Source organism: Solimonas flava DSM 18980 (assembly GCF_000426685.1).
Taxonomy (GTDB): Bacteria; Pseudomonadota; Gammaproteobacteria; order Nevskiales; family Nevskiaceae; genus Solimonas; species Solimonas flava.
On record NZ_AUFV01000012.1, the window covers coordinates 1 to 24957 of the forward strand.

Here is a 24957-nt window from a genome sequence, read left to right on the forward strand (position 1 = left end):
CGCAACGTGCGCATGAACGCGGCGTTGTAGATGTCGCCGGACTTCTGGCGCACGGCGACCAGCGTCACGTTGGCGCCGCCGAATTCCTTTTCGTACTGCTTGTAGACCTGGATATAGGGATGGCCGAGCGGCAGCTGCTTCTCGAAGCCGGTGTCGAGCCGCAGATGCGCCGCCTGCCAGGCGAGCAGCAGCGTGATCAGGCCGAGCACGCTCAGCGTCAGGTAACGGCGGCTGAATATCAGCGGCTCCGTGACGCGCACGAAAGCCTGCGCGAACGCGCTTCTCGAATCATGCACCCTGCTGCTCCTCTCCAATCACCGCCGCGCTGAGACGCGCGTTGTCGTTGTCTTGCGCCGGTTCTTCGGGTCACCGGCGGCGCCGATCGATCGAGCGATCGGCTAACGGGCTTGATGCTGCCTTGCGCAGCGATCGCGGTCTTATCATTTCACGCCACTTGTTTGTCATAATGCGACAACACGCAAAAACCCGACAGCCATGGCGAAGATCGACTACCTCGTGCCGGCGCGGTATTACCTGCGGCTCGCCGAAGTGCTGGCGCGCGACCACGTCGACATCGCCGACCTGCTGATCCAGCCCGGGACGCCGCTGTCGGCACTGAAGGCGGCCGACGCCACGATCCGCTTCTCGCGCGTCGAACGGCTCGTGCAGCAGCTCCACCTGCGCAGCCCGCGCACCGATCTCGGCTTCGAGATGGGACGGCTGCTGACGCTGAGCACGCACAGCATCGTCGGCTTCGGCATGCTCAGCAGCCCGACCGTGCTGGGCGCGCTGCAGTTCATCACGCGCTACTTCCGCCTCGTCATGCCGACGTTCCGCATGCGGCTGCGGCTCGACGGCGGCAGCACCGAGCTGTTGTTCGAGCCCGTCGTCGGCATGTCGCACATGTGCCTGGCCTTTCACCTCGAAGCGATCGCGATGGCGGCGCTGCGCGACATGAAGGACATGACCGGCGATCCGTCGCTGCCGGCGAAGCTGTACTTCTCGATCCCCGAGCCGCCACACGTGAAGCGCTACGCCGAGCTCGAACATCTGCAGTACCGCTTCGGCGTCCAGCGCCAGCCGGGCGTCCGCGTCAGCTACGCGCAGGACTTCGAGCGCTTCCCGATGCACATGGCCGACGCCAACTCGCTCAAGGTCGCCGAGGAGCGCTGCAACGCGCTGGTGCAGCACGCGGCGCGCGAGCGCCGCTTCTCCGACTGGGTGGCGATGACGCTGCGCGAAGTCGGCGACGGCGGCCCCTCGCTGCAGGAAATGGCGCGCACGCTGAATCTGTCGATGCGCACGCTCAACCGCTATCTGCAGCGCGAAGGCAGCAGCTTTCGCGAGATCGCCGGCCGCGTCCAGCACGAGCTCGCCTGCGAGCGTCTCGCCGCCGGCACCTTGAGCGTCACCGAGATCGCCTACTCGCTGGGCTTCAGCGACATCGCCAATTTCACGCGCGCGTTCCGCCAGCGCGCCGGCTGCAGCCCCTCCTCGTACCGGCTTCGCGTCGGAAGCCGGCGTGATGCGGCACCGTGAAGCAGGCGCCGCTCTGGACGCCCGCCGCGCGCCGCGGGGACAATTCCCGCCCCGCCCGCCGGCACGACGCGAGCCCCCCCGAACCCCAGCGATGTCAGGCCAACCCGAACCCACCGTGACCCGCTGCCGCGAAATCGGCGACGCGGCACTGCGCGCACTGCTCGAACCGCTCGGAATGCACATTGCCGTCGTCGACGACGGCGTCGAGATTCCCGGCAGCTACTGGGGCGAGACCGAGGCCGGCCTGATCGGCGCGACGCTCTACGTGCGCGGCGACACGCCGGTGCACTCGGCGCTGCACGAGGCCTGCCACTGGCTGTGCGCCGACGAGGCGCGGCGCGCGACGATGCACACCAATGCCGGCGGCGACGACGTCGAGGAGCACGCGGTCTGCTATCTCGAATGCCTGCTCGCCGGACGGCTGGCCGGCTACACGCGCGCGCAGTGCTTTGCCGACATGGATGCCTGGGGCTATCACTTCATCCTCGGCTCGGCGCAGGCCTGGTTCGAAGGCGATGCCGACGACGCCATCGCCTGGCTGGAACGACGACATCCGCCGGGCTACTGAGCCGGCGACCCGCAGCGGCGCGTCAGCGGCGATTCAGCGCGTGCCGCAAGTCTGGTGCAGACCCGAGAACGCCGGAGGTCCGGATGCCCGCCCGCGATACCCCTTTCGAGCTCACCCTGCTGACGCTCAACGTGCACCAGGGCTTCAGCGCGCTGCAGCGCCGCTTCGTCCTGCATGAGCTGCGCGCGGCGATCCGCGGCGTATCCGCCGATCTGGTGTTCCTGCAGGAAGTGCTCGGCCGGCACAGCGCCCACGCCGCGCGCCACGCGGACTGGCCGCCGATGCCGCAGTACGAATTCCTCGCCGACACCATCTGGCGCGATTTCGCGTATGGTCGCAACGCCGTCTACACGCAAGGCCATCACGGCAACGCCATCCTGTCCAAGTTCCCGATCGTGCACTTCGAGAATCACGACGTGTCCGTCGCGCACCACGAGGCCCGCGGCCTGCTGCATGGCGTGCTGCACGTGCCGGGGCGTGGGCAGAACGTGCACGCGGTGTGCGTGCATCTCGGCCTGCGCGAGGCGCATCGCCGCCGGCAGCTCGACCGCCTTTGCGCATTGCTCGCCACCGAGATTCCGGAACACGCGCCGCTGTTCGTCGCCGGCGACTTCAACGACTGGCGTCTGCACGCCGACCGCCGTCTGCGCGCGGCCGGCCTGCGCGAGGCCTTCGTCGAAACGACGGGCCGTCCCGCGCGCTCGTTCCCGGTGCGCTGGCCGCTGTTGCGCCTCGACCGGATCTATTGTCGCAACGCCCGCGTGCGCACCGCGCAGCGGCTGGCGCAGCGGCCGTGGTCGCGGCTCTCCGATCACGCCGCGCTGAAAGCACAGGTGTGCCTGTGAAGGCGGCATGGCGCGACGGCAACCGCCTCGAACTGCTCGAGAACGGCGAGGCCTACTACCCGCGCCTGTTCGGGGCGATCGCCGCCGCCCGCGAGGAAGTGCTGGTCGAGACGTTCATCCTGTTCGACGATCCGGTCGGACGCCAGTTCCGCGACACGGCGAGCGCTGCCGCGCGGCGCGGCGTGAAGGTGCAGCTGACGATCGACGGCTACGGCTCGGCGGACCTGCCGGCATCGTTCATCGCCCCGATGCTCGACGCCGGCGTGCGCATCCACGTCTACGACCCGGTGCCGCGCCGCTTCGGCCAGCGCACCCACTTCTTCCACCGCCTGCATCGCAAGCTGGTCGTCGTCGACCGCCGCCTCGCGTTCTGCGGCGGCATCAATCTGTCGTACGACCATCTGCGCGCGTCCGGCGCGGAATCCAAGCAGGACTACGCCCTGCAGATCGAAGGCCCGGTGGTCGCCGATCTGCGCGGGGCGATGCTTGCCCTGCTGGCGCGCCGGCGCCGCTGGCGCTGGCCGCAGCGCCGGCCGCCGGCCCCGATGGCGACGCACGAAGGCACGGCGACCGCGGCGCTGGTCGTGCGCGACAACCGCTTGCACCGCACCGACATCGAACGCCTGTACCGCGTCGGCATCCGCAGCGCGCAGCGCGAGGTCGTCATCGCCAACGCCTATTTCTTTCCGGGTTACCGTCTGCTGCGCGAACTGCGCCGCGCCGCGCGCCGCGGCGTCCGCGTGCAGGTGATCCTGCAGGGCAATCCGGATCTGCGCTTGGTGCGCTGGGCGACGGAAACCCTGCACGACTACCTGCTGCGCGCCGGCGTGCGCATCTACGAGTACCTCGAGCGGCCGATGCACGCCAAGGTCGCGTTGATCGACGACGACTGGCTCACCGTCGGCTCCAGCAATCTCGACCCGCTGAGCCTGTTCCTCAACCTCGAGGCCAATCTGTTCGCACGCGATCGCCAGACCAGCGCGGCGCTGCGCGCCAGCCTCGAACGCCTGATCACGGAACACAGCCGCGAGATCGATCCGGCCTCGGCACGCTACCGCTCGCCGATCCGCCGCTTGCTCGGCTATCTCGCCTATCACCTGACGCGGCGGCTGCCGCGGCTCGCCGGCTGGCTGCCGGCGCATGCACCGGCGCGCGCCACACTGGCGCCGCCGCGGGCGCGCACCGGCAATCCCGACTAGACCGGCCGCCGCGCCATTGTGCCGACGTTCGCGTGCGCTAGAATCCCCCGCGTCATGCGTCTGCGCACCCCGAAATCGCTGCTGCTCGCCCTGGCCCTCGTGCTGGGCCAGTGGCTCGTGCTCGCGCATGCCTTCGAGCATCCCGCGCTGCAGGCGGATGCGCTGTGCCAGATCTGCGCGCACGCGCAGGGCCTGGACGGCGCGGCGCTGGCGCCGACGCTGCCGCTGCCGCCGGCGCTGGTGCATGACGAAGTGCCGGCCGGCGCCGCCACGCAGGCGACGCTCGCCGCGCCGCTCACGGCCTATGACATCCGCGGTCCTCCGGCGTTCGCGATCACCCCTGTTGCCTGATCGCCACGGCGCGCGCCTGCGCGCCTCTTTCGCCGTTTTAAAGGATTTCGTCCGATGACCGCTGCCCTTCTGCGCACGCGCGCCGCGCGCGCGCTGCCTCCTGTCTTTTCGCTGACCGCCGTCACCCGCGCCGGCCTGCGTTCCGTCTTCACGCTGAGCCCGCTGGTCGCCGCCAGCCTCGCCTTCCCCTCGCTGGCCCGCGCCGACGACGCCGCGCCCGGCGACAACGATCCGCACAATCCGCCGGTCGCCGAGATCGTCGTCACCGCCAACCCGCTCGGCCGCACCTCGGACGATCTCGTCCAGCCGGTCGACGTGCTCAGCGGCGAGGACCTCGACCGCGTGCGGCGCGGCACGCTCGGCGAGACGCTCGAAAGCCAGCCCGGCGTCTCGACCACCGACTTCGGCGGCGGCGCCGGCCGGCCGGTGATCCGCGGCCTCGCCGGCCCGCGCGTCGAAATGCTGGAGAACGGCATGAGCGCGATGGACGTCTCCGACCTGTCGCCGGACCACGCCGTGACGATCGCGCCGGCGCAGGCGCGGCAGATCGAGATCCTCAAGGGCCCGGCCTCGCTGCTGTACGGCAACAGCGCCTCGGGCGGCGTCGTCAACGTCGACAACGGCCGCCTGCCGACCGCGGTCGAGGAAGGCCTGCACGGCGCCGTCGACACCTACTACGGCACGAACGGCGACGAAGGCTCGTTCAGCGGCGAGCTGAACTACGGCCGCGGCGCGCACATGCTGCACGCCGACTACGGCTTTCGCGAGGCCGAGGACTACAGCATTCCCGGCTGGTCCAACGTCGACGGCAGCGGCTACCACGAGACGATGAACAACAGCCAGCTGCGCGCGCAGTCCGGCGCGGCCTCGTATTCGTACATCGACGGCAGCGGTGATGTGTTCGGCGTCGCCGGCAGCCGCTACGTGACGAACTACGGCCTGCCGGTCGAAGACACCGCGTTCATCCAGATGCACCAGACGCGCTTCGACGTGCAGGCGATCCTGGCGCGGCCGATCGACGGCCTGGAGTCGCTGAAGTTCCGCGGCGGCAGCTCCAACTACGATCACACCGAGTTCGAAGCCAAGCACGAGCCGGGCACGATCTTCCACAACCAGCAGTTCCAGGGCCGCGTCGAGGCGGTGCACGTCCCGGTGCTCGGCTTCCGCGGCGTGTTCGGCGTGCAGATGAACTGGCGCGACTTCAGCGCGCAGGGCGAAGAAGCCTACGTACCGCCGGTGCTGAGCCGCCAGTACGGCGTGTTCTTCCTCGAGGAACGTCCGTACAGCCTCGGCAAGCTGGAGTTCGGCGCCCGCGTCGAGCGCGACACCAATACGCCGGAAGGCTATCCGCAGCGCGACTACACGCCGTTCTCCGCCTCGCTCGGCTCCAGCTTCAACCTCGGCGAGCACTCGCACCTGAAGCTTTACGCCACGCACGGCGAGCGCTCGCCGGTTCCGGAGGAGCTGTACGCGTTCGGCCCGCACGGGGCGACGTCGACCTTCGAACGCGGCAATCTCGATGCGAAGAAGGAAACCTCGAACAACTTCGAGCTCGGCTTCGACCATCATCAGGGCCGCTTCAGCGCCGACGCCAGCGTCTACTACAACCGCATCAGCGACTATCTCTACCTCGCCGAGGTCGACCAGGGCCTCAATGCCGACGGCAGCGGCACACCGTCGAGCGACGGCGTCGCCGACCGCGTCGACGGCGACGGCACGTTCGATCCGGCCGGCGAGATCCTGCTCGTCGACTACCAGCAGGCCGACGCCAAGCTCTACGGCTTCGAGGCCGAAGTCCGCTATGCGCTGCTGGTCGAAGGTCCGTTCAAGCTCAACGCCCGCGTGTTCAGCGACTACGTGCGCGCCAAGCTCAGCGGCGGCGACAACCTGCCGCGCATCCCGCCGATGCGCTACGGCCTCGGCCTCGACGGCAGCTGGCGGCGCATCGACGGCGGCCTCAGCTACACGCGCGTCGACCGGCAGAGCGACAACGCGCCGCTGGAGACGCCGACCGCCGGCTACAACCTGCTGAACGCCGACCTCAGCTATAAGTTCTTCGTCGCCGCGGACGGCGAGCATTCGGCGGCCGTCTATCTGCGTGGCAGCAACCTGCTCGACGAGGAGATCCGCCGCTCGACCTCGTTCATCAAGGACCAGGTGCCGGCGCCCGGCCGCTCGGTCTACCTCGGCGTGCGGATGTCGCTGTGACGGCGCGCGACGGCATGCGGGCGCTGCGCCGTGCCGCCGCCACGGGTCCCGCCCGGCGCGGTCTGCGCCGCGGTGCCGGCGACGTCATCGCGCTGCTGCTCGGGCTCGCGGCGCTGGGGCACGGCGCGCACGCCAAGGCGTCGAAGGCTTCGGCGTGGCCGCAGATCCACGACCAGGCGCTGGCGATGCTCGGCACCGCGTACGGCTTCGGCCGCAACGACGACGAAGCGGTCGACTGCTCGGCGCTGATGCAGCGGATCTTTGCCAGCGCCGGCGTCGCCTTGCCGCGCACCGCGCGCGAGCTTCTGCACACCGGCGTGCCGGTGGCGCGCACGCGGGCGCGGGCCGGCGATCTGCTGATCTACCGCTGGCAGCCGCACCAGCTGCATGTCGCGCTGGCGCTCGACCGCACGCACATCGTCCACGCCTCGCCGAGCGCCGGCGAGGTGGTGGTCGCGCCGCTCGACGCGGCCTGGCAGCGGCGCCTGATCGCCGTGCGCCGCGTGCTGAAACCGTGAAGCGAGCTGAAACGAAAGAAGCCGGGCATCGCCCGGCTTCTTTTTGGGCCTGATCGCCGCCCTACGTCGCCAGCGCCGCGCGCACCGCCGCCGCGGTGATCGGCAGATCGCGCACGCGCGCGCCGACGGCGGCGAAGATCGCGTTGGCGATCGCCGGCGCGACGATCGTCGTCGCCGGCTCGCCGAGTCCGACCGGCACCTCGGCGCTGTCGACGAAGCTGATGTCGAGCGCCGGGACATCGTTGATGCGCAGCGGCGTGTAGGTGTTGAGATTGGCGTCGCGCACCTGTCCGTTCACGAACTCGGTGCCTTCGTGCAGGGCCATGCTCAGGCCCCACAGCGCGGCGCCCTGCGTCTGCGCGAGCGCGCCGTCCGGATCGACGATGGTGCCGGCGTCGACGACGATCGTCAGCTTCTCGACCGTGACCTTGCCGCTGGCGCGATCGACGCGCACGCGCGCGACGCAGGCGCCCCAGGTCGGCATGTCGCGCTCCTGGCCGAAGCTGGTGCCGATGCCCAGGCCGCTGTCCTTCGGCAGCGCGCTGCCCCAGCCGGCGCGCTGCGCGGCGCGGCGCAGGACTTCGGCCTGGCGCAGCGCGCCGCCGACCGCACTGGGCGCGCTGCCGGCGTTGCGGCCCTTGCCGTTGAGCAGCTTGAGGCGGAACGCCAGCGGGTCCTGCCGCACATGATGCGCGGCTTCGTCCATGAAGCTTTCGAGCGCCCAGTTGGTCCAGCCCGGACCGACCGAGCGCAGCCAGCCCGGACGGAAGCTGCTGTTGGCCAGATCGTTGGGAATGGCGCGCACGAGCTGGCGGCCGACGTCGTACCAGTGGTCGGCGCCGGCGATCGCGAACGGATCGTAGCGGCCGTCGTCGAGGCCCTTGGACAGCAGCGCGCCGGCCATCACCTGCGTCGGCCAGCCGGCGCAGGCGTGGTGCTCCATGGCCTGCACCTCGCCGTCGGCACCGAACGCCATGCGCACGCGCTGTACCGACGGCGAGCGCACCGAATCGAAATGGCAGTCGTCCTCGCGCGTCAGCACCAGCTTGACCGGCACGCCGAGCGCCTTGGCGGCCAGCGCCGCCGGCACCGTGTAGTCGCCGTTCAGACGCCGGCCAAAGCCGCCGCCGAGCAGGTAGGTGCGCAGCACGATGCTGGTTTCCGCGCGGCCCAGCGCCTTGGCCAGCGTCGGCAGGATCAGCGACTGCCACTGGTTGCCGGTGTGGATTTCCATCACGCCGTCCTTCTCGAAGGCCAGCGCGTTGACCGGTTCGAGCTGGAAGTGCAGCACAGTCGCGGTCGTGTAGACCTGCTCGACGGTGCTGGCGGCGGACTGGAAGAGCGGCGCGGGGTCCTCGCTGCCGACGTCGAGCCGCACGCCGGCGTCGGCGCGGTCGATCAGCGTGCGCGCATGGTCCTGCAGCTGCGGCTCCGAAACATCCGCGCCCGGCCCGGCCGTCCACTGCACCTGCACGAGCTGCGACGCGCGCAGCGCCGCCGGATAGCTGTCGGCGATCACCAGCACCCAGCCCGGCACCGTTTCCGACGGGTCGTCGAGCGCGAGGCATTGCCGGTAGCCCTTGACCGCGCGCGCGGCATGATCGTCGATCGACACGACTTTCGCGCCGTTGCGCGTCGGCGGCAGCTTCGGCCGTGCGTAGACCATGCCCGGCACTTTCGCGTCGATGCCGTACAGGCCGCTGCCGTCGACCTTGCGCGCGATGTCGAGCGCCTGCGTCGGCCGCCCGATCAGCCGTCGCTCGGCCACCGGCTTGAGCGGCAGGCGCGCGAGTTCCTCGGCGCTGAAGCTGCGCGCCGGGCCGCCGCGCCGCGCGATCTCGCCGTAGGCGATCGAACGACTGCCGGCGATGACCTTGCCGGCGCGCGCCGTGCACTGCGCCGGCGACACGCCGAGCAGTTTGGCGCCGGCCTCGATCAGGGCGATGCGGCCGGCGGCACCGGCGCGGCTGAAGACCGGAAACGTCTGCCATACCGACCAGCTGCCGCCGGTCACCATCAGCCCCCACTTCGGATCGGTGTCGACGTAGATCACGCGCACCCGCTGCCAGTCGGCTTCGAGCTCGTCGGCGAGGATGCGCGCCAGCGCAGTGCCGACGTGCTGACCCATCTCAGCGCGGATGATGTTGACGCTGACGGTGCCCTCGCTGTCGATCGAGAACCACAGCCCGGGGGCGAACTCCGGGCCGAGCGCCGCGGCCGGCGTATTGCCGGGCACGGCCGGGTCCATCGCGGCGCCGGCGAAGCGCATGAAGCCGAACGCGAGCGCGCCGCCGGTGGCGGCGACCAGAAAGCTGCGCCGCGACAGCGGATGACCGGCTTCGGCGAGCGCCTGCACGCGGCTCATGACGAGGCTCCCGGCGCGGCCGCGGGCGCCATCGCCGCAGCGGCTTTCTTGATCGCCTCGCGAATGCGGACGTAGGTCATGCAGCGGCACAGGCTGCCGGCCATCACGGCGTCGATGTCGGCGTCGGTCGGCTGCGGAAAGTCCTGGAGCAGCGCCACCGTCTGCATGATCTGGCCGGACTGGCAGTAGCCGCACTGCGGCACCTGCAGCTCGCGCCAGACCTGCTGCACCGGATGCGCGGCCTGCGGGTCGAGGCCCTCGATCGTCGTCACCGCGGCGCCGTCGACCGCCGCCAGCGGCGTGATGCAGGCGCGCGTCGCGCGGCCGCCGACGTGCACGGTACAGGCCCCGCACATGCCGATGCCGCAGCCGAACTTGGTGCCGGTCAGGCCGAGATCGTCGCGGATGATCCAGAGCAGCGGCGTATCGCCTTCCGCCTCGCTCGTCGCCGCGCGTCCGTTGATGGTGAAGCGGGTCGTCATCGCGTTCTTCCTGGCAGAGCCTGTTGCCGCTATTCGGCGCCGGGCGCCGTCGCGCGCACCTGCGCGACCTTCTTGTCGAGATCCGGCCACGGCGCCCGGTCGGTGCGCGTCGCCCGCAGATACGCCGCGAGGCGCGCGACATCGGCATCGGACAGAGCGCGCCCGAACGCCGGCATCACCACGCCCGGCGCGCCGTCGAGCGCGTCGATGCCGAACAGGATGACCTGGATCAGATTGGTCGGATCGTCGAGGTGCACGGCGCTGCCGAGCGCCAGCTCGGGGCGCAGCGGATTGACGCCGTCGGCGCCGTTGTAGTGGCAGGACGCGCAGGCCGCGGCGTAGAGCGGCGCGCCCGCGTCGTCGCCGCCGGCGGCACTGCGCGCGAGCGCGGTGGCGACCGCCGCCGGCGTCGCATCGGCGCGCGCCGCGGCGCCGTCGAGATCGGCGAAGTAGACGGCGATCGCGCGAATGTCCTCGGGCGGCAGCTGCGCGATGCCGCGCGTGACCGCGGCCATCGGCCCGGCGACGGTGCCGTGATAGCGCGTCACGCCCGTCGACAGATAGGCGACGAGTTCGTCGACATCCCAGGCGACCGGCGACGGATTCGAGGCATCGAGCGGCGGCGCGATCCAGTGGTCGATCGCGGCGCCGGCGTAGGCCTGCGCCCGCCGCTCGGCGCCGAGCGCGTTGCGCGGCGTATGGCAGGCGCCGCAGTGCGCGAGGCCTTCGGCGAGATAGGCGCCGCGATTCCATTCCGCCGAGCGGTCGGCGCGCGGCTCGTCGCGCTGCGGACGGAAGAACAGCAGCTTCCAGCCGGCCTGCAGCAGGCGCACGTTGAGCGGGAACGGCAGCGTGTTGCGCGGCGCCTCGGCCTGCACCGGCGGACGCGTCATGAAGTACGCATACAGCGCGGCGATGTCATCGTCGCTGAGCCGGCTGAAGTGCTCGTACGGAAACGCCGGGAACAGGTGCGAACCGTCGCGCGCCACGCCCTCGCGCATCGCCCGGCCGAACGCCGCCTCGGACCAGGCGCCGATGCCGGTCTCGACGTCCGGCGTGATGTTGGTCGAATGGATGACGCCGAACGGCGTCTCCATCGCGTAGCCGCCGGCGTAGGGCTGGCCGCCCTTGGCGGTATGGCAGGTCGCGCAGTAGCCGGCGCTGGCGAGCACCGCGCCGCGGGCGATCTGCGGCGCAGCGAACGAGGCCGCCGGCGGCGGCGCGATCGGCGCGAGCGCCGGGCGCCAGGCCAGCGCGAGCGCCGCGCCCGCGACCACGACGATCACTCCGCCCGCCACGATCACTCGCCGTTTCAGCACAACGCATCCCCGGAGCCGCGACGGGACCGATCATAGCCCTGCCTGCCGCGTCCGATCCAGCACGTGCGTGCGCATCCCCTCGCGGCGGCCTGTGCGCCGCCCGGCGCCGCGCGGCGCATGGACGCGGCAACTTCACGTGCGGCCGCCGAAACGAAAAGACCGGGCACGAAGCCCGGTCCTGGGTTGCCGCACGCGGCGAGCGCGACGCTCAGCTGCGTGTCTTGCCCTGGTTGGCGACAGCCTCGGCGGCCTTCTTCGCAGCTTCCGGATCGCCGAGGTAGCGGTAGGACTTCACGCGCAGGTCCTCGTGCAGTTCGAACAGCAGCGGAATGCCGGTCGGGATGTTCAGTTCGAGGATGTCGTGGTCGGAGACGTTGTTGAGGTACTTATAGAGCGCGCGCAGCGAGTTGCCGTGCGCGGTGACCAGCACCGTCTGGCCGCTCTTGAGCTGCGGGGCGATGGCGTCGTGCCAGTACGGCAGCACGCGCTCGAGCGTGGTCTTCAGCGACTCGGTGGCCGGCAGCACGTGCTCGTCGAGCTTGGCGTAGCGGCGATCGAACTTCGGGTGGCCACCGTCGTGCGCGTCCATCGGCGGCGGCGGAATGTCGTACGAGCGGCGCCAGATCTTGACCTGCGCCTCGCCGTGCTGGGCGGCGGTCTCGGCCTTGTCGAGGCCCTGCAGTGCGCCGTAGTGGCGCTCGTTGAGGCGCCAGGTCTTGTCGACCGGGATCCACATCTGGTCCATTTCGTCGAGCGCGGTGTACAGCGTGCGGATCGCGCGCTTGAGCACCGAGGTGTGGGCGACGTCGAACAGCAGGCCCTCCTCGCGCATCAGCCGGCCGGCGGCGGCGGCTTCCTGGCGGCCGGCCTCGGTGATATCGACATCGACCCAGCCGGTGAAGCGGTTGTCGAGGTTCCACTGGCTCTGGCCGTGGCGCAGCAGCACGAGTTTACGGGTCACATCAGGCTCCAAACGCCGCGCCACGCGCGGCAGCTACAGGTGGCGATCAATCCAGGCTCTCGGCTTCCGGCTTCTGCGGCCGGAAAGCGCGAACCCCGCCGCACGGCAGGGCTCGTCGTTCGCGTCGGAGACCATCCGCCGCCGCGATCCGGCAATTTTAGCGCCGAACGGGGGCGATACTGTGAGGAATGCGGCGCGCGATGCTGTCGGCGTGCAGGCCTTAGTCGGCTTCGAGATAGCGGTTCTTGAGCCGCACGTAGTGCTCGGCCGAGTAGCGGAAGTGGGCGCGCTCCTCGGCCGTCAGCGCGCGCGCGGGCTGCGCCGGCGCGCCGCGGTACAGCCAGCCGGACTGCAGCACCTTGCCCGGCGGCACCATGCTGCCGGCGGCGATCAGCACCTCGGGCTCGACGACGACGCGGTCCATGACGATCGCACCCATGCCGATCAGGCAGCGGTCGCCGATCGTGCAGGCATGCAGGATCACGCCGTGACCGACGGTGACATCCTCGCCGATCGTCAGCATCACGCCGCCCGGCGAATACGGGCCGTCGTGCGTGACGTGCAGGACGCTGTTGTCCTGGATGTTGGAGCGGGCGCCGACGACGATGCGGTTGACGTCGCCGCGCGCGGCGACGAACGGCCAGATCGAGACGTCGTCGCCGAGCGTGACGTCGCCGATCACCGCGGCCTGCTCGTCGACGTAGACGCGCGCGCCGAGCGTCGGCGCCAGACCGCCGTAGCGGCGGATCATCGCCCGCTCACCGCAGCGGCACCGGCGGCGCCGCTTCGATCGAATCCGAGTACGGCACGCCCTGCGTGTCGGGCGCCGCGTCCGGCTGCAGCGGTGCGGCCTTGAGACTGCCGGCCTGCGGCGTCGGCTGGCCGGCGGACTTGCGCCGGATGAAATCCTCGACCTGGTCGAGCACGTCGGAGCGGCCGCGCAGCAGCGACGCGAACGAGCTGATGATGAGGTCGTGCGACATCTTCGGATAGATCAGCGTCTCGACCGGACCGCCCGCCTTGGTCACCGCCTGCGCCAGCGTGCGGGTGTTGGCGACGTCGACGATCTGGTCGTCCTCGCCGTGCACGAGGAACAGCGGCGGGTTGCTGCCATCGACGAAGAAGATCGGCTGCGTGTACGGGAAGCGGTCGACCGGACCGAACAGGTCGCGCAGGTCCGGCGCGGTGATCGGCATGAAGTTGTAGAGGCCGGCGAGACCGACCATGCCGCGCAGCCAGCTGCGCGAGCCGCCGACGCCCTTCAGATATTCCTCGTTGAGCGCCAGCATCGCCGCGATATGCGCGCCGGAGTTGTGGCCCATGACGAACAGCTTGCCGCTGCCGCCGCCGTAGTGCGCAGCGTTGTCGCGCGCCCACTTCACGGCCCGGGCGCCGTCCTTGATGAAATCCGGGAAGCGCACGCGCGGATACAGGCGCACGTTGGGGATCACCGTGACGAAGCCGCGCGAGGCCAGCGCCTGGCCGACGAACTTGTAGTCGGACTTGTCGCCCTGCTGCCAGCGGCGCCCGTAGAAGAACACCACGACCGGCGCGTTCTGTGCGCTATCGGGCATATAGACGTCGAGCGTCAAATTATTGGCTCGGTCGTACGGCACGTCGGCCGTCAGCGTATAGCCGCGCCGGCTCGTCATGTCGTTGAGGACTTCCTGGCCGGTGCAGCCGGAAAGCCCGGCCAGCGAGGCGGCGCCGAGCAACAGCATCACGAAGATTCGCAGCATGGGGTTTTCGATCGATGTCACGATTCGTCCGTATGGTAACGTGCGCTCCCGATTCGCTGCACCACTTTCAAGTCACGCTTCCTGTGGGGGGAACATGCTGACTGCGTTCATCTGGCTCGCCGCGGGCCTGGCGGTTGTCGCCTACGCGATCATCGTCTACAACGGCCTGGTCAACCTCAAGCACGCCATCGGCAAGGCCTGGAGCAACATCGACGTGCTGCTCAAGCAGCGTCACGACGAGCTGCCCAAACTGGTCGAGACCTGCCGCCAGTACATGCAGTTCGAGAAAACCGCGCTCGAGCAGATCATGGCGGCGCGCGCCGGCTCGCAGAAAGCGCGCGAGGCGGGCGACGTCAAGGGCGTCGGCCAGGCCGAAGGCCTGCTGCGCGGCGGCCTCGGCACCGTGCTGGCGACCGTCGAGGCCTATCCGGAACTGAAAGCCAACCAGTCGATCCAGCAGCTGCTCGGCCGCATCACCGGCCTCGAGAACGCGATCGCCGACCGCCGCGAGTTCTACAACGAGGCCGTCAATCTCAACAACGTGCGCATCGAGCAGTTCCCGGACGTGCTGATCGCCCGCCTGTTCGGCTTCAAGCCGGCCGAACTGCTGCAGTTCAGCGCCGACGAAACCCGCGACGTCGATCTGCACGCCCTGTTCCGCAGCTAGCCGCCGCGGTGCCCCTGCTCGAACTCGGCCGCGAGCTGGCGGCCGCCCCACCGGTGCCGTTCTGGCTGAGCTGCGCGACGCTGGCGCTGCTCGCGGCCGGCACCTTCCTGAAAGGCTTCCGGCGGCTGCGCCGCGCCCGCCATCTCGAAGACACGCCGACCTCGCGCATCCGCTCGGCGGCGCAGGGCTACGTCGAGCTGCGCGGCTACGCGCGGCTGCTGCCCGGCCCCGACATCGTCTCGCCGCTGTCCGGCGCGCGCTGCACGTGGTGGCGCTACCGGATCGAGCAGCGCCGCACCGAGCACGACAGCGGCCGACACCGCAGCGAATGGGAAGTGATCGAACAGGCCAGCTCGGAGGAACTGTTCCTGCTCGCCGACGACAGCGGCGAGTGCATCGTCGATCCGCATCGCGCGCGCGCCTGGCCGAGCCTGTCGCGGCGCTGGCAGGGCAGCTCGCCGCGGCCGGCGCGCATCCCGGCACGGACGCCGTGGCTCACCAGCGGCGACTACCGCTACAGCGAGCAGCTGATCGGCGTCGGCGATCCGCTGTACGCGCACGGCTGGTTCCGCACGCAATCGGCGGCGCAGCACTACGACGAAGCCGCCGATGTCCGCGACCTGCTGCGCGCCTGGAAGGCCGACCGCCGCGAGCTGCTGCGCCGCTTCGACGCCAACGGCGACGGCGAGATCGATCTCGCCGAATGGGAACAGGCACGCCACGCGGCGCGGCAGCAGGTGCGCGCCGAGCACCTCGAACAGAGCCTGCACCCCGAGCTGCACGTGCTGGCCGTGCCGCCGGACGGCCGCGATTTCATCCTCTCGACGCTGGAAGAACATGTGCTGGCACGCCGGCTGCGCATGCAAGGGCTGGCCCTGCTGGCACTCGGGCTGGCCGCCGGCGGTGCCCTGAGCGGGCTGCTCGGCCTGCGCGGCGCCTGAATCCGGCCCCGCGGCCGCCTGTGGATAAGCGCCAAAAAACGCCGCAAAACCGGCCGTTCCGGCCATCCTGAACGAACGGTCCTCGAAATCGGGCCAGACCGTCCCCAGAATAACGACCCCTTCCGCTGTACCGGTCCGCCATGCAAAACCCGCTACTTCTCGACGCGCTCGCCCAGCCGCTGCCGGCCTTCGACGCCATCCGCCCCGAACACGCCGAACCGGCCCTCGACGAGGTACTGGCCCGCAATCGCGCCGAGCTCGAACAGCTGCTCGCCCGCAACGAAGCGCCGACCTGGGACACGCTGATCGAGCCGCTCGAAGACATGAGCGACCGCATCCAGCGCGCCTGGGGTCCGGTCTCGCACCTGTTCAGCGTCGTCTCGACCGCCGACTGGCGCCGCGCCTACAACGCCTGCCTGCCGAAACTCACTGAGTACAGCGTCGAGGTCTCGCAGTCCGAGCCGCTGTATCGCGCCTACGAGGCGCTCGCCGCGTCCGCCGAATACCAGCGCTACGGCGCCGTGCGCCGCAAGGTGATCGCCGACGCGCTGCGCGACTTCCGCCTGTCCGGCATCGCCCTGCCGGAAGCCGAGAAGGCGCGCTACAAGGACATTTCGCTGCGCCTGTCGGAACTGCAGACGAAGTTCGAAGAAAACCTGATGGACGCGATCCAGGCCTGGGGCAAGCACGTCGAGGACGAGGCGCTGCTGGCCGGCATGACCGACGCCGCCAAGCAGGCGGCGCGCGCGCGCGCCGAGGCCAAGAACCTGCCCGGCTTCTGGCTGACGCTGGATTTCCCGAGCTACGACGCCGTCATCAGCTACGCCGACCACCGCGAGCTGCGCCGCGAGCTGTACGAAGCCTTCGCCACGCGCGCGTCGGACCGCGGCCCGCAGGCCGGCCAGTTCGACAACGGCGCGCTGATGGAGGAAATCCTCGCGCTGCGCCACGAGCTGGCGCGGCTGCTCGGCTACGCCAACTACGCCGAGCTGTCGCTGGCGACCAAGATGGCCGAATCGCCGGACGAGGTCGAACGCTTCCTCGTCGACCTCGCGCAGCGCGCCAAGCCGCGCGCGCAGGCCGATCTCGACGAGCTGCGCGCGTTCGCACGCGAACGCGACGGCCTCGATGACTTCGCGCCCTGGGACGCGGCCTACTACGCCGAGAAGCTCAAGGAGCAGAAGCTCGGCCTGTCCGACGAGGAGCTGCGGCCGTACTTCGCGTTCGATCGCGTCGTGCGCGGCATGTTCGACGTCGTGCAGCGCCTCTACGGCATCGGCATCGACAAGGTCGACGGCATCGCCACCTGGCATGCCGACGTCAGCACCTACGTGCTCAAGGACGGCGACGGCGTGCCGTTCGGCCTGTTCTATCTCGATCCGTACGCGCGCGCCGAGAAGCGTTCCGGCGCGTGGATGGACGAGTGCATCAACCGCCGTCGTACCCCCGGCGGCGTGCAGCAACCGGTCGCCTACCTGACCTGCAATTTCACGCCGCCGCTGCCCGGCCAACCGGCGCTGCTGACGCACGACGAAGTCGTGACGCTGTTCCACGAGTTCGGCCACGGCCTGCACCACCTGCTGACGCGCGTCGACGAAGCCTCGGTCGCCGGCATTCACGGCGTCGCCTGGGACGCGGTCGAACTGCCGAGCCAGTTCATGGAGAACTGGTGCTACGACGCGGCGACGCTGAAGCACTTCGCGCGCCACTGGCAGAGCGGCGCGCCGATGCCGGAGGAACTGCTCGGCAAGCTGCGCCAGTCGCGCAGCTTCCACGCCGGCCTGGGCACCGTGCGCCAGCTCGAATTCGCGCTGTTCGACCTGCGCCTGCATCGCGATTTCGATCCGGCCCGCAAGTCCGAGCACGGCGCGCGCGTGCTGGAACTGCTCGACCGCGTGCGTGACGAAGTGGCGGTGATGAAGCCGCCGGCCTTCAACCGCATGCCGTGGAGCTTCTCGCACATCTTCGCGGGCGGCTACGCGGCCGGCTACTACAGCTACAAGTGGGCCGAGGTGCTGTCGGCCGACGCCTTTGCGGCGTTCGAGGAAAGCGAGTTCTCGCCGGAGATCGGCTACCGCTTCCGCGACACGATCCTGGCGCAGGGCGGCTCGAAGGAAGCGATGGACCTGTTCGTCGAATTCCGCGGCCGCAAGCCGAGCATCGACGCACTGCTGCGCCACAACGGCCTCGGCGAAACCGCCTGAGTCCATGCACAGCGCGCAGTCCGGCACCGGACTGCGCCGGGCCCGCACGAGCAGCGCGCTTGTGCGGGCTTTTTTCGGCGAATATACTTCATTAATGAAGTTTTCATTTCTGTCATGACGGCCTTGCGCAATCCGTTCGCCGCACGGCTGCGCCAACCCCTGCTCGCCGTCGCGATTACGCTGGCCGGCTGCGCGAGTCCGGACGGCATCGGCCCGCAGTCGGCCCGCCGCGACGCAGCGACGCTCGAAGCCGGCGCGCAGCTGGCCGGCGAGCGCGCCGACGCGCCATGGCCCGACGCACGCTGGTGGCAGGCTTTCGGCGACACGCAGCTCGACCGGCTGATCGCGCAGGCCGACGCCGACAGCCCGGACCTTGCGATCGCCGCCGCACGCGTGCGCCTCGCGCTCGCCGAGGCCGGCAGCGCCCGCGCGGCAACGCTGCCCGCCGTCGACGCCAAAGCGGCGCTGCAGGACACGCGCTTCACCGAACGCAGCTTCATCCCGCCGCCGTACGCCGGCGCGTTCTGGTGGAGCAACAGCGCGGCGCTCGATTTCCGCTACGCGCTCGACCTCTGGGGCGGCGACGAGGCGGCGCTGCAGGCCGCGCGCGCCGGCGCCCGCGCCAGCGGCGCCGCCGAGCAGGCGGCGCGCCTGAGCCTGCAAAGCGATATCGTGCAGGCCTATGCGCAGCTGGCACTGCAATACGAGCGCCGCGAGCTGCTCGAACAGGAACTGCGCAACCGCCGGCAGATCGCCGCAATCAGCGCGCAGCGCGTCCGGGCCGGCATCGGCACCGAACTGGAGCTGACGCAGGTGCAGACCGGCGTGCCGGCGCTGCAGGCGCAGCTCGACGCCGTCGACCAGCAGATCGAGATCCTCGGCCACCAGCTCGCGGCACTGGCCGGGCACGGCCCCGGCGGCGCCGACGCGCTGCAGCGGCCGCATCTGCAGGTGCCGGCCGGCAGCCTGCTGCCGAGCCATCTGCCGGCCGAGCTCGTCGCGCGCCGCCCGGATCTCGCCGCGCGACGCTGGCAGGTCGAGGCCGCGGCGCAGGGCGTCGAGGCCGCACACGCGCGCTTCTATCCGAACATCGATCTGATCGCCGCGGCCGGCCTCGAATCGCTCGGCTTCTATCACTTCCTCCATCCCGACGCACTGGTCGCCAACGTCGGCCCGGCGGTGTCGCTGCCGATCTTCGACGGCGGCCGCCTGCGCGCCGCGCTCGGCGCGCGCAGCGCGCAGTACGACGAGGCGGTCGGCCATTACGAGCAGACGCTGGTGCGCGCGCTGCAGCAGATCGCCGATGCGGTGACGGCGATTCGCGGCCTCGAACGCCAGCAGGCCCAGATCGACGCCGCCGTGCGCAGCGCCGAGCACGCGCACGCGCTGGCGATGCGCGGCTACCAGGCCGGCCTGAGCGACTATCTCGAAGTGCTGGGCACCGAATCGGCGCTGCTGCTGCAGCGCGATCACGCGGCGACGCTGCGCCTGCAGCGCGTCGCCGCGCACGCGCAGCTGATGGCCGCGCTCGGCGGCGGCCTGCCGCCAGCCGAATCACCCCCGCAGGCGCCGGAGACCGCACGATGAGCCAGGACCGTCACCCGCGCCGCCGCGCGATCGAGCGCGCGCTGGCCGGCGCCCAGACCCGTCTGCCGGAACTGCCGTACGAGCACATGCTCGCCGCCCGTCTGATGGCGCAGGCGCACAAGCATGCGCAGCGGCTCAGCAACGCGGTGCTCAAGGCCCACGATCTGAACTACGTCAGCTATTCGGTGCTGATGGTGCTGTACGGCGCCGGCGGCGCCGGCATCAGCGCCCGCGAGCTGTCCGACGCGACCGGCGAAAAACCGACCAATCTGACGCGCGTCTGCGACGAGCTGTGCGCGCGCAAGCTGCTGTCGCGCGCGCCGGACGCCGAGGACCGGCGCCGCGTGATGCTGCGCCTGACGCGCAGCGGCGAGAAGCTCGCCGAACGCGTACAGCCGGAGATCTGGAACGTCGTCGCGCGCCTCTACGGCGATTTCTCGACCGCCGAGCTGCGCCAGCTGCAGGGCCTGCTCGGCAAGCTGCTGCGCGCCGGCGAGGCGGCGAGCCCGCGATGAGCGCCGCGCCGGCCGCCACGCTCTGGCGCGATGCGCTGCGCATCACGCCGGCGCAGCGCCAGCTGTGGCTGTTCATCGCCAAGACCCTGATCGCCGCGTTCGCGGCGCTGTGGCTGTCGATGCGCCTCGGCCTCGACAAGCCGGCGACGGCGATGATGACGGTGTTCATCGTCGCCCAGCCGCAAAGCGGCTTCGTGCTCGCCAAGAGCGCCTATCGCGCCGTCGGCACGCTGGTCGGCTGCGCCGCCACGCTGATCCTGGTCGCGCTGTTCTCGCAGTACCGCGAGCTGTTCATCGGCGCGGTCGCGCTGTGGGTCGGCGCCTGCGCGATGGGCGCCGCGCGCTTTCGCGACTTCAAGGCCTACGCCTTCATCCTCGCCGGCTACACCGCCTGCCTGATCGGCTTCTCGGCCGCGCTCAACACCGGCGCCGCGTTCGACATCGCCCTGTCGCGCGTGTCCGAGGTGCTGCTCGGCGTGCTCTGCGCCGGCGTGATCGCCGACGTCGTCGCGCCGCAGCGCCTGACGCCGGCGCTGGTCGCGCTGGTCCGCGGCCGTTACCGCGACTTCGCGCAGCTGATTGCCGAAACCCTGCGCGGCGAAGTCGATGCCACGCGCAGCGCGGCGCTGCATGCGCAGCTGGCGGCCGACATCGTGCGCATGGAATCGCTGCGCAGCGCCGCCTTCTTCGAGGACGCCGAATCGCGCGTGCGCAACGCCCGCCTGCAGCAGCTCAACGTCGACTTCATGGCGGCGCTGACCAGCTTCCACGCCCTCGAACGATTGCTCGCGCGCTTGCGGCGCCAGCAGCGCGAGCCGCTGCACGCCGCCCTGCTCGCCTATGCCGCGCCGCTGCGCGCCGCCCTCGCGCAGCCGCCGGCGAACGCCGCCGAAGCGGCGCAGGCGATCGCGCCGCTGCTCGACGCGCGCCGCCGGCTCGCCGAGCGGCCGGCACCGCCGCACGACAACGATGCGCTCGACTACGACAGCGGCGCCGAGCTGATCGTACAGCTCGCCGACGAACTGCTCGCCTACACGCGCGTCTACGCCTCGCTCGCCGTGCTGCGCGCGCCGGCCGCGCTCGACGCAGTCTCCGGCGCGCGCTTCACGCCGCACGCCGAGCTGCCGAGCGCCTTCGTCACCGGCCTGCGCGCGGCGCTCGCGCTGCTGGCCACGGCGGCTTTCTGGATCGCCAGCGACTGGCCGGACGGCGCCGCCGCCACGCTCAACGCCTGCGTCGTCTGCTGCCTGTTCGCGGCGGCGCCGCTGCCGCGCTTCGCGATCCGCCAGATGATCGCCGGCGTCTGCCTCAGCGTCGTGTTCAGCTTCGTCTGCGCGCTGCTGCTGCTGCCGCTGATGAGCGGCTTTGCGCTGCTGGTGCTGGCGATGCTGCCGTTCCTCGTCTTCGGCCTGTGGCTGGCGGCGCAGCCGGCCTCGGCCGGCGTCGGCGCGGCGTTCCTGATCTTCTTCACCAATCTGGTCTCGCCGCAGAATCCGCCGACCCACGATCCGGCCTTCCTGCTCAACCAGGGCCTGGCGCTGTTCATTGGCCTGAGCGCCGGCAGCCTCGCGTTCGGCGTGCTGCTGCCGGCCGAGGGCGAAGCGCGCCTGCAGCGCCTGCGCGCCAGCCTGCGCCGCCAGCTCGACCAGGTCTGCCGGCGTCCGCTGCGCGGCCTGCGCCAGCGCTTCGAAAGCCATTGCCGCGATCTGCTGCTGCAGATCCAGACGACCGCCGACGTGCCGGCCGCACGCCGCGACGCGATGCAGGGCTACGGCCTGTCGATCCTCGAAGTCGGCCACGCCATCGTCGAGGCACGCACGATCGTCGCCGGCACGCCGGGCCTGCGCCGCCACGAAGCCGCGCTGACGGCGCTGCTCGAACGCGTCGAACGCGCCGCGACGCAGCCCTCGGCCGCGGCGCGCGGCGCCGTGCAGGACGCCGTGGTGAGCCTGAACGCCGGGCTCGACAGCGATCAGGGCGCCGCGCGCCGTCTCGCCGCCGCGCTGCATCGCGTGCGCAACGCCCTGCTCGACATCGACGATTTCCTGCGCGCGCCGGCGCCGCCATCGGAGGCAGCGCATGCCGCGTGAACTGGCCCTGGCCGGCATCCTGTTCCCGACCCTGCTGCTGGTCTTCGTCGCCGCCGCGGCGCTGACCTGGCTGCTCGACACGCTGAGCGCGCGTCTCGGCCTGCAGCGTTTTCTCTGGCACCCGCCGCTGGTGCGACTGGCCTTGTTCGTCTGCCTGTTCGGCGCCGGCGGCCTGCTCATCTACGGGCGCTAGACCCGACCGTTTTTCCGGAGCCTTCATGAACGCCGTCAAAGCCCTGCGCATCCTGATGACGCTGGCGCTCGCCACCGCCGCCGTGCTGGTCGGCGTCGCCCTGTGGGGTCACTACATGCTGTCGCCGTGGACGCGCGACGGGCGCGTGCGCGCCGACGTCGTCAATCTGGCGCCCGACGTGGCCGGACTCGTCGCCGAGATCGCCGTGCACGACAACCAGTACGTGCGCCAGGGCGAACTGCTGTACCGCATCGATCCGGAACGCTACCGCCTCGCGCTCGCCGAAGCCGAGGCGCGCCTGCAGGCGGCCGACGTCGAGCGCCGCCTGCGCGCCCGCGAGGCGGCGCGGCGCGCGCATCTCGACAGCCAGGTGATCTCCAGCGAGAACCGCGACGCCAGCAGCTCGCAGGCCGCGGCCGCCGACGCCCGCTACGCCGAAGCGCTCGCCGCCCGCGACCTCGCCCGGCTCAATCTGGCGCGGACCGACGTGCGCGCGCCGGCCGACGGCTACGTCACCAACTTCAACGCCGAGGTCGGCGATTACGCGCCGGCCGGCAAGGCGCTGCTGGCGCTGATCGACGCGCATTCCTTTCGCATCGTCGGCTACTTCGAGGAAACCAAGCTGCCGAAGCTGCGCGAAGGCGATCCGGTGCGCATCGAGCTGATGGACGGCGGCACGCTGCGCGGCCGCGTCGAGAGCGTGCCGCGCGGCATCAACGACCACAACGACGCCGTCGGCCGCTCGATGCTGGCCGACGTCAACCCGACCTTCAACTGGGTGCGCCTCGCGCAGCGCGTGCCGGTCCGCGTGCGGATCGACGCGGTGCCCGACGGCGTGCGCCTGGTCGCCGGCCAGACCTGCACGGTGATCGTCGAGCCGGCGCCGCGCGCCGGCTGAGCGCGGCGCTACGGCGTGCGCACGTCCGGCCGGTTCTTCGACAGCGCACAGGTCGACGCGGCGCCGCGATCGAGATCGCGGCAGACACCGTCGACGGCCGGCGTGGCGACGCCGACCACGGCAGCGAGCGTCGGTGCGATATCGACGGTCTCGACCGGCAGCGACTGCTCGAAGCCGCGCGCGCCCGGCCACCAGAAGAGGATCGGCACGCGCCGGTCGTAATTCCACGGCGAGCCGTGACCGGCAATCGTGTCGCCCGGCTGCTCCGGCTGGCCATACGAGATGTAGGGCTGCCAGATCAGCTGCAGATCGCCGGAGCGCTGCGCGTCGGTGCTCTCGGCGACGCGTTCGAGCAGGCTCAGCTCGTCGGCCGGCCGCGCCGCCGGGATCTTCGCGGCCAGCGCCTCGTCCCTGGTGTACGCGGCAACCAGATGCGGCTGGCCGGCGAGCGCCGCTTTGACCGCCGCGACGATCTTCGCGCGCTGCGCGGCGTCGGCCCGGGCCGAGACGTACAGCGCCTGCTCGTCGCCGAACAGCGGCGCGTAGGCGAGCTTGAGTTCGCTGCGGATGCGCTCGTTGAGCTGCGCGAGCCAGGCCTTGCCGCCGGACAGGCGCTGCGCCGGCACGCCGCGTTCGGCGACACGCTCGGCGGCGTCCATCGCGCCGTGGTCGGCGCTGAGCACGACCAGATACGGCCGGCCGCGGCGATCGAGGCGCGCCAGGAAATCGCCGAGCATCGCGTCGAGCTGCGCGAGCTGCTCGCACATTTCCGGACCCTGATTGCCGTAGCGATGGCCGACGTAATCGGTCGCGCTGAGGCTGACGGCGAGCAGGTCGGTCGCACCGCGTGCGCCGAGCGCGAAGTCGTCGACGAGGTGTTCGGCCAGCGCCAGCGTGAGGCGATCGAGCTCCGGCGACGCGCGCAGCCAGCGCTGGAAGCCCGGGTCTGCGCGCAGCGGCCGCGCGCCATCGCGCGGTAGCGGCGGCGGCACGCGATGATCGAGCCGCAGGGCGCCGTAGGTCTGCGCACCGTCGAGGGCGGCGCAGCGCCGCGTCGTCGGCCGCCACTGCGGCGGCGCCTTGGCCCAGCGCCGCTCGATCTCGGCATTGAACGCGGCCACCGGCAGCAGGCGCGCGGCGGCGGTCTGGCCGGGGCCGACGTAGGTGTTGAAGCCGCGCTCGTCGTCCCACCAGTAGACGGCGGCCGGATCGTGGCCGGACATCATGATCGCGGCGCGGTCCTTGCCGGATACGGCGACCGTGCGCGACGCCGGATCGGCCGCGTGCAGCCATTCGCCGAGCGTCGACACGCGCAGATTGGCCGGCCCGCGGCCCTGCTCGCGGCCCGGCACCGTGGTGCCGTCGTCCTGCACGCAGTAGATCTTCTGCCCGTCGGGTGCGAACCAGGTGTTGGCGACGATGCCGGTCGCGGCCGGGTGCCGGCCCGTCAGCAACGTCGAGTGGCCCGGGCAGGTCTCGGTCGCGGCGTGGCTCTGGTAGCCGTTCGGGAACACCACGCCCTCGCCGGCGAGGCGCGCCAGCCCGCCGCGGAACTGGCTGCGGTACTGCTCGAACAAGTTGGCCGAGAACTGATCGATCGAAATCGCGACGATCAGCTTCGGCGGCGGCGCGGCGGCGAACGCCGGCGCCGCGCAGGACAACACGGCGGCGCCGAGAACGAGGGCGGCATTTCTCACGACGATGGTGCTCCTGAGCGTGCGAACGGAGGTCGGCCGCGGACAGCGGCCGCTGCAGTGTGCCCGTCTTC

Annotated in this window: 22 protein-coding genes and 1 pseudogene; 15 read left to right on the forward strand and 8 right to left on the reverse strand. The window is 71.0% G+C overall.

Annotation, left to right across the window (positions count from 1 at the left end; all coding sequences use genetic code 11):
* Window positions 1–296, reverse strand: a pseudogene (locus K343_RS22075) (hypothetical protein); the annotation flags it as partial.
* 199 nt (window positions 297–495) lie between these two features.
* Between K343_RS22075 and K343_RS0113330 the strand changes: the two are divergent.
* The 7 genes from K343_RS0113330 (at window position 496) to K343_RS23495 (ending at window position 7228) form a co-directional block, all read left to right on the forward strand.
* Window positions 496–1539, forward strand: a complete 1044-nt coding sequence (locus tag K343_RS0113330) for an AraC family transcriptional regulator (protein WP_028008512.1) — start codon at window positions 496–498, stop codon at window positions 1537–1539.
* A 91-nt stretch (window positions 1540–1630) separates the two neighbouring features.
* Window positions 1631–2107 (forward strand): hypothetical protein, encoded by a 477-nt coding sequence (locus K343_RS0113335; protein WP_051278373.1) that lies wholly within the window; start codon window positions 1631–1633, stop codon window positions 2105–2107.
* Between the two features lie 83 nt (window positions 2108–2190).
* Window positions 2191–2952, forward strand: coding sequence for an endonuclease/exonuclease/phosphatase family protein (locus K343_RS0113340; RefSeq protein ID WP_028008514.1), 762 nt, complete (start codon window positions 2191–2193; stop codon window positions 2950–2952).
* Entirely contained in the window at window positions 2949–4151 is a 1203-nt protein-coding gene (clsB, locus tag K343_RS0113345) for a cardiolipin synthase ClsB (protein ID WP_028008515.1), read from the forward strand. The genes K343_RS0113340 and clsB overlap by 4 nt, the downstream gene beginning before the upstream one ends.
* Window positions 4152–4205: 54 nt before the next feature.
* Entirely contained in the window at window positions 4206–4502 is a 297-nt protein-coding gene (locus K343_RS0113350) for a hypothetical protein (protein WP_028008516.1), read from the forward strand.
* 54 nt (window positions 4503–4556) lie between these two features.
* Window positions 4557–6710: a TonB-dependent receptor gene (locus K343_RS0113355; protein ID WP_028008517.1), complete on the forward strand. Its 2154-nt coding sequence runs from the start codon at window positions 4557–4559 to the stop codon at window positions 6708–6710.
* Window positions 6707–7228 (forward strand): C40 family peptidase, encoded by a 522-nt coding sequence (locus K343_RS23495; protein ID WP_051278375.1) that lies wholly within the window; start codon window positions 6707–6709, stop codon window positions 7226–7228. The genes K343_RS0113355 and K343_RS23495 overlap by 4 nt, the downstream gene beginning before the upstream one ends.
* A gap of 61 nt (window positions 7229–7289) precedes the next feature.
* Here the strand turns inward: K343_RS23495 and K343_RS0113365 are convergent, their stop codons facing one another.
* The 6 genes from K343_RS0113365 to K343_RS0113390 form a co-directional block, all read right to left on the reverse strand.
* Window positions 7290–9593 (reverse strand): xanthine dehydrogenase family protein molybdopterin-binding subunit, encoded by a 2304-nt coding sequence (locus K343_RS0113365; RefSeq protein ID WP_028008518.1) that lies wholly within the window; start codon window positions 9591–9593, stop codon window positions 7290–7292.
* Window positions 9590–10075, reverse strand: coding sequence for a (2Fe-2S)-binding protein (locus K343_RS0113370; RefSeq protein WP_028008519.1), 486 nt, complete (start codon window positions 10073–10075; stop codon window positions 9590–9592). The genes K343_RS0113365 and K343_RS0113370 overlap by 4 nt, the downstream gene beginning before the upstream one ends.
* A gap of 29 nt (window positions 10076–10104) precedes the next feature.
* Window positions 10105–11394 carry a cytochrome c gene (locus tag K343_RS0113375; protein ID WP_043112758.1) on the reverse strand — a complete coding sequence of 430 codons (1290 nt, stop codon included), beginning with the start codon at window positions 11392–11394 and terminating at the stop codon, window positions 10105–10107.
* Between the two features lie 208 nt (window positions 11395–11602).
* Window positions 11603–12355: a 2,3-diphosphoglycerate-dependent phosphoglycerate mutase gene (gpmA, locus tag K343_RS0113380; protein WP_028008521.1), complete on the reverse strand. Its 753-nt coding sequence runs from the start codon at window positions 12353–12355 to the stop codon at window positions 11603–11605.
* A gap of 220 nt (window positions 12356–12575) precedes the next feature.
* Window positions 12576–13106: a gamma carbonic anhydrase family protein gene (locus K343_RS0113385; protein WP_028008522.1), complete on the reverse strand. Its 531-nt coding sequence runs from the start codon at window positions 13104–13106 to the stop codon at window positions 12576–12578.
* A gap of 7 nt (window positions 13107–13113) precedes the next feature.
* Complete coding sequence (locus tag K343_RS0113390) at window positions 13114–14094, reverse strand: alpha/beta hydrolase (protein ID WP_028008523.1); 981 nt, start codon at window positions 14092–14094, stop codon at window positions 13114–13116.
* Between the two features lie 94 nt (window positions 14095–14188).
* On the opposite strand from K343_RS0113390, the gene K343_RS0113395 reads away from it, so the two are divergent.
* The 8 genes from K343_RS0113395 (at window position 14189) to K343_RS0113430 (ending at window position 23189) form a co-directional block, all read left to right on the forward strand.
* The gene (locus K343_RS0113395) at window positions 14189–14761 is read left to right on the forward strand and encodes a LemA family protein (protein ID WP_043112760.1); all 573 of its coding nucleotides are present in this window, start codon (window positions 14189–14191) and stop codon (window positions 14759–14761) included.
* Between the two features lie 8 nt (window positions 14762–14769).
* A complete protein-coding gene (locus K343_RS22085) occupies window positions 14770–15702 on the forward strand; it encodes a GIDE domain-containing protein (RefSeq protein ID WP_051278377.1) in 933 nt (310 codons plus the stop codon).
* 140 nt (window positions 15703–15842) lie between these two features.
* Entirely contained in the window at window positions 15843–17906 is a 2064-nt protein-coding gene (locus K343_RS0113405) for a M3 family metallopeptidase (protein ID WP_028008525.1), read from the forward strand.
* Window positions 17907–18020: 114 nt separating this feature from the next.
* Complete coding sequence (locus K343_RS22090; RefSeq protein WP_084615886.1) at window positions 18021–19493, forward strand: efflux transporter outer membrane subunit; 1473 nt, start codon at window positions 18021–18023, stop codon at window positions 19491–19493.
* Complete coding sequence (locus tag K343_RS22095) at window positions 19490–20008, forward strand: MarR family winged helix-turn-helix transcriptional regulator (protein WP_051278379.1); 519 nt, start codon at window positions 19490–19492, stop codon at window positions 20006–20008. The genes K343_RS22090 and K343_RS22095 overlap by 4 nt, the downstream gene beginning before the upstream one ends.
* Window positions 20005–22098 (forward strand): FUSC family protein, encoded by a 2094-nt coding sequence (locus K343_RS22100; protein ID WP_051278380.1) that lies wholly within the window; start codon window positions 20005–20007, stop codon window positions 22096–22098. The genes K343_RS22095 and K343_RS22100 overlap by 4 nt, the downstream gene beginning before the upstream one ends.
* On the forward strand, window positions 22088–22291 hold the full coding sequence (locus K343_RS0113425; protein WP_028008526.1) for a DUF1656 domain-containing protein: 204 nt from the start codon (window positions 22088–22090) through the stop codon (window positions 22289–22291). The genes K343_RS22100 and K343_RS0113425 overlap by 11 nt, the downstream gene beginning before the upstream one ends.
* Before the next feature lie 25 nt (window positions 22292–22316).
* On the forward strand, window positions 22317–23189 hold the full coding sequence (locus K343_RS0113430; protein ID WP_051278382.1) for an efflux RND transporter periplasmic adaptor subunit: 873 nt from the start codon (window positions 22317–22319) through the stop codon (window positions 23187–23189).
* An 8-nt stretch (window positions 23190–23197) separates the two neighbouring features.
* Here the strand turns inward: K343_RS0113430 and K343_RS22105 are convergent, their stop codons facing one another.
* Window positions 23198–24886: an alkaline phosphatase family protein gene (locus tag K343_RS22105; RefSeq protein WP_211226266.1), complete on the reverse strand. Its 1689-nt coding sequence runs from the start codon at window positions 24884–24886 to the stop codon at window positions 23198–23200.
* Window positions 24887–24957 lie beyond the last annotated feature (71 nt).